General features: G+C 42.1%; 7 protein-coding genes. 2 read left to right on the forward strand and 5 right to left on the reverse strand.

Annotated elements, in window-relative coordinates; translation table 11 throughout:
- The 5 genes from HY805_09450 to gltX form a co-directional block, all read right to left on the reverse strand.
- Positions 1-170, reverse strand: a 170-nt coding sequence (locus tag HY805_09450; GenBank protein ID MBI4824433.1) for a transposase, incomplete at its 3' end; no start/stop codon positions are given.
- A gap of 60 nt (positions 171-230) precedes the next feature.
- Entirely contained in the window at positions 231-530 is a 300-nt protein-coding gene (locus HY805_09455; protein ID MBI4824434.1) for a hypothetical protein, read from the reverse strand.
- Between the two features lie 173 nt (positions 531-703).
- Positions 704-1459, reverse strand: coding sequence for a nickel pincer cofactor biosynthesis protein LarB (gene larB / locus HY805_09460; GenBank protein MBI4824435.1), 756 nt, complete (start codon positions 1457-1459; stop codon positions 704-706).
- The gene (locus tag HY805_09465; GenBank protein ID MBI4824436.1) at positions 1452-2447 is read right to left on the reverse strand and encodes an NAD(P)-dependent glycerol-3-phosphate dehydrogenase; all 996 of its coding nucleotides are present in this window, start codon (positions 2445-2447) and stop codon (positions 1452-1454) included. The genes larB and HY805_09465 overlap by 8 nt, the downstream gene beginning before the upstream one ends.
- Positions 2444-3841, reverse strand: coding sequence for a glutamate--tRNA ligase (gltX, locus tag HY805_09470; protein MBI4824437.1), 1398 nt, complete (start codon positions 3839-3841; stop codon positions 2444-2446). The genes HY805_09465 and gltX overlap by 4 nt, the downstream gene beginning before the upstream one ends.
- 293 nt (positions 3842-4134) lie before the next feature.
- On the opposite strand from gltX, the gene HY805_09475 reads away from it, so the two are divergent.
- Positions 4135-4422 (forward strand): BrnT family toxin, encoded by a 288-nt coding sequence (locus tag HY805_09475; protein MBI4824438.1) that lies wholly within the window; start codon positions 4135-4137, stop codon positions 4420-4422.
- Positions 4409-4648 carry a hypothetical protein gene (locus tag HY805_09480; GenBank protein ID MBI4824439.1) on the forward strand — a complete coding sequence of 80 codons (240 nt, stop codon included), beginning with the start codon at positions 4409-4411 and terminating at the stop codon, positions 4646-4648. The genes HY805_09475 and HY805_09480 overlap by 14 nt, the downstream gene beginning before the upstream one ends.
- Positions 4649-5319 lie beyond the last annotated feature (671 nt).

A 5319-nucleotide genomic window follows, 5' to 3' on the forward strand; every position in this document is an offset into this window, starting at 1 on the left:
ACATCTCCAAGTTTGCCCGCACGAAACGCCTTCACCCAGTTATTAAGTGTCGTAGACGACAACGACAGCCTCCTGCTTGCCTCAAGCACTGAAAGCCCTCCCTGAACCACCAGCTTTACCGCTTCCTCCCTAAACTCCTTCATGTACTTCCCATACGGTATTCTCTCCATCCAGACACCTCCATTAAGTTATTTTACTTAACTTTTGGTGTCCACTTTTTCCAGCTTACCTCAAACAGCCACTACAGTGCCATCCTTCTTAAGACCAACTGTGAGGGCTTCTCCTGCAGCAACTGCCTTAATATTTGTCCAGCCTGAGACATTCAGTTGACCATAATAACTCGCGCCAACAGCAACTACTGTACCATCTTCTTTAAGACCAACTGTGTGGTTGTGTCCTGCGGCTATGGTAGGATCGGAATCGGTAAGACACGCCTCATTGGCAGAAAAGGCTGGAGAAGCAAGTAAAAATAGCAGGAAAATTGCAAAGTTTAATACTCCAATACTTTTTCCCATTACCCTCTGTAACATATTACCCCCCTTTAGACCTCGATTAATTATTCGGAAAACCTAAGGTTGCAGACATTTAAGCATATACCGCCCTGCTTTTCAAAATATATTTTGTTAATGGTTTGATAAGTTTTATAAATAGAAGGGTCGGTCAGCGGGATAATTAAAAAACCAGATGCGGTTAAGGGAGATTTCTATAATTTTGGGGAAACCTGATTCATGGAATTTATCTTATGGGCAAGACAGCCTGCACCAAATCCATTGTCTATGTTCATCACTGCGATGCCAGGCACACAGGAATTGAGCATTGAAAAAAGCGCAGTAAGCCCTCCAAGACTACTTCCATAGCCAATAGATGTTGGCACTGCTATGATTGGCTTGTCAGTGAGCCCTCCAACCACAGAAGGAAGTGCACCTTCCATGCCTGCAACGACTACTATTACCTTTGCAGAGTCAAAGAGCTGTCTTTTGTCCATCAGCCTGTGAATCCCTGCAACACCTGCATCGTAAATAGTTCTCACGGAACTGCCTAAAAACAATGCGGTCTCTACTGCCTCCTCGGCAACCGGGATGTCCGATGTCCCGGCTGATATAACGAGGACACTTCCAGTTTTATTTTTTTCTCCTCCTACTGATATAACTCCTGAAAGAGGATGAAACCTTGCAGGTTTTATCTTTAATTTAGCATAGATTTCTTTTGATGCCCTTGTTATGAGAAGACTTTTATTCCTTTTGTAAATCGTTTTTGCAATGGCAATGACATCATCGTGGTTTTTGCCCTCTGCGAATACCACTTCAGGGATGCCCTGTCTTAAGTGCCTGTGATGGTCTATCTTTGCATTGCCTATGTTTTCGTATGGAAGATGCCTCAGTTTTTCGAGTGCCTGATTTATGCTCAACGATTTTTTACTCACGGATTCAAGTATGTCTTTCAGCATCCTCTTATACATAAAACTCAGGCTTTAAAGAGCGATTCATGAGCTCATGAACAGCGTCTTTTGGGTCTTTGCCTTCATAAAGCACCTGATAGACCTCCTGAACTATTGGCATCTCTATGTTATAAATCCTTGCAAGGTCATAGGCAGACTTTGTTGTGTCAATGCCCTCTGCAATGCTTTTCGTCCTTGAGATTATGTCATGGAGCTTTTCGCCCTTTGCAAGGTTACAGCCAACCGTGTAGTTTCTCGAAATTGGACCTGTGCATGTAAGGACAAGGTCTCCAAGTCCGCTTAGCCCTGAAAAGGTATTTTCCTTAGCACCCATCATTACACCGAGCCTTGTTATCTCGGCAAGCCCTCTGGTTATAAGTGCAGCCCTCGCATTATATCCAAGCCCAAGGCCGTCCGAGATGCCAGAGGCTATTGCAATTACATTTTTAAGAGCCCCTCCAAGCTCAACTCCAATTACATCGTGATGTGTGTAGACCCTGAATGAGCCTGTCGTAAATAATTCCTGTAAAAGCAATCCGACCCCATAGTCCTCGGATGCCAATGTTACGGCAGTAGGAAGCCTCTTTATCGCTTCCTTTGCAAAGGAAGGACCTGATAGGACAGATACATTTCTACCTGTAAGTTCCTTAAGTATTTGAGATGGTGTAAGGTTTGTTCCTTTCTCGATTCCCTTTGACGCACTTACTATTATGGCATCCTCTGGTATATATGGCAGGGCAGAGGCAAATACAGGACGGATGTGCTGTGTTGGGACCACACACACTATGTATCTTGCATTCCTTAAGACATCGCTTAGCTTTGATGACACCACAACACTTTCAGGCAATACAGCATCAGGCAGATATATGCTGTTTATCCGTGTCCTTTTAATCTCAAAGGCGATGTCCTCCTCGTATACCCATAAAGCAGTGTCATAGTCTTTCTCTGCAAGGAGGATTGTCAGTGTCGTTCCCCAAGAGCCACCACCTATAACTGCTATATAGCTCATATCAGCTCTATTGCCTGTTGAAGCCTTTTCAATGTCTTTTCCTTTCCCACTATTTCTAAGACCTCAAAAATCCCCGGACTCACTGTATTTCCTGTTATAGCCACTCTCACTGGCTGTGCAACTACACCTAATTTTATGCCATACCTTTCAACAAAGGCTATGAAGAGCTTTTCGATTTGCTCTGAAGTAAACTCCTCGAGACCTGAAAGTTCGGACTTAACCTCTTTAAGATATGGAAGGGCATTAGGGGTCAGAAATTTCCCTTTTGCCAAGGCATCTATATCAACATAATCAGAGATATAATATCTAAGGCTATTTGAAAGTTCCCGAAGGGTTCTACACCTCTCTATAAGTGAGTGTATGGCTTTTGAAAGCCACTTCATGTTTATCTCCTCATCTGCCTTAATCAGGCCATCTGCCTTAAGAAACGGTATGACTCTCTCTCCGAGGGTTTCGGTTGGCGTAGCTTTTATATATTCGCTATTTAGCCAAAGAAGCTTTTCAGGGTTAAAGACCGAGGCTGATTTCCCTACTGCCTCAAGAGAGAAATACCTTACAAGCTCATTCCTTGTGAATACCTCATGGTCTCCATAAGACCAGCCGAGCCTTACAAGGTAGTTAACGAGTGCATGAGGAAGATAGCCCATGTCCCTGTAGGCAATGACAGAGGTTGCCCCATGTCTTTTGGAAAGCCTTGTCCTATCAGGTCCCATTATCATTGGAAGATGGGCAAATCTTGGAATGTCATATCCCATGGCATTGTATATGTGAATCTGTTTTGGCGTGTTGTTAAGATGGTCATCTCCACGAATCACATGTGTTATACCCATGTCAACATCATCGGCAACAACAACGAAATTATATGTTGGAGTTCCATCTGAGCGCATGATTATGAGGTCATCGAGCTCAGAGTTCTCGAAAACTATAGTACCCTTTATGAGGTCATGAACAGATGTCTTACCCTCATCAGGCATCTTGAACCTGACAGATGGTGTTATGCCCATTGGAGGGGTCTTCTTTTTCCAGCACCTTCCATCATATCTTGGAGCCCTACCCTCAGAGAGTGCCTGTTTTCTTCTTTGCTCAAGCTCCTCTGAAGAGCAATAGCAATAATAGGCATGACCCTCTCTAATGAGCTTTTCGACATAGCCTCTGTAAATGTCAAACCTGTCTGTTTGTCTGAAGGGACCTTCGTCCCAATCGAGGTCAAGCCATCTCACGCCATCCAGTATGGATTCGATAAACTCCTCGGTTGACCTCGTTTTATCCGTGTCTTCTATTCGAAGGATGAATGTGCCTCCATGATGCCTTGCAAAGAGCCAGTTAAAAAGGGCTGTCCTTGCACCTCCAAGATGTAGATGCCCTGTTGGGCTTGGTGCAAACCTGACCCTTATCTTGTCTTTATCTTTATCAGGCAATTTATCCCCTTTAGAATTTTTTTAGTGTCTAAATATAACAGATTTGAAGCCATAATGCGAATTGCCTCATTTAAAATCTTGATAAAAAGGAATCCTTAGGTATTGGTAAAGGAACTGAGGGAGTAAGAAGGTATCACAGCCGAAGGCTCATAGAGAGGAGGCAGTAGCTGAGATTTAACAAAGGGCAGGCTTTTTCACTTTTCAGATTTTTCGTTCTTGCTTCTGTTTATCTTCTATGGTATCTTTAAACCAGATGAGGGTTTTGTTTTGTGTTCATAATTGATGGTATAATCTGGTTGGACACTATTGTTGAGAAACTTACATGGAAGCATAAGGTGTTTCCCTATGAGGTAGAAGAAGTATTAACAGGCAAGTGCAGAATATTTAAAGAGAAAAGCGGTAATATTGAAGGAGAGAATTTATATAATGCCCTCGGCAGAACAAAAACCGGGCGTTACCTTTCAGTATTCTTTATCAGAAAACTTGACAGAAAGGCATTAATCGTAACTGCAAGGGATATGAATAAAAGGGAGAGAAAAAGATATGAGGAAAAGTAAGTTAAAACCGATGACCATATCTGAGGCAAGCGACTTTTTTGATGAGCACGATATATTTGAGTTTGAGGGTGTGACCGAAGTGTCCGATATTGAGTTTAAGCTACAGAAAAAGGAATATGTCGGCGTGAATATGGAGCTGTATAAAAGGATAAGGAATAGGGCAAAGAAACTCCACACCACCGAGGATTCCTTAATTCAGAAGTGGCTGAAGGAGAAGGTTGGGTAGGCAAAGAAGATACACCTTGAAGTTTTTTGTTTTTCTTCTGAGACAGCGTGAAGTCCCACTTCCATGGCTTTTTCAGAGAAAAGCTAACTACAAGATAAATATATGAAACATTTTAAAAGTTAGTGTCCTTAAAAATGTACCTGTCTGGGTTTTTAGACAATTACCTTATAACCCATTGGAGGGATTTTGGCTACTGCTTTTTTATGCCGAGTGTAAAGATGACTCCTGACTAAGACACATTATCTTAATCAGGCATCTTTTTACTGTCAAGGAAATTTCATATTACACACCCCTGAGACCCCTCTTAATAGAGGGGAATACGAGATTGCTTCGGCAAAGCCTCGCAATGACAGGAAGGGGATGGCTCGCAATGACAAAAAAACAGATGGATTCCTGACAAGCAGGAATGACGAATGTGGAAATGGACATAGTGAAACATTTCATATTGACTGCTTCCGTTTTTTACTGATATAGTGCAACATATGAATAAAAAAATCTCAAAAGAAAAAAGGCTAAGGTTCAAGGCTTATGCTATAGATGACAACACAGCTTATTTGAACTATTTGAACATGATTGAACACTCTGACGATAAAAATGAAGATAATTCAAGCACTTAGGGAATTGAAATTGAACCTATAAAAAAGGGAGATGGCAACGATTATCATTTCATC

This window comes from Nitrospirota bacterium, assembly GCA_016207905.1.
GTDB lineage: Bacteria > Nitrospirota > Thermodesulfovibrionia > Thermodesulfovibrionales > JdFR-86 > JACQZC01.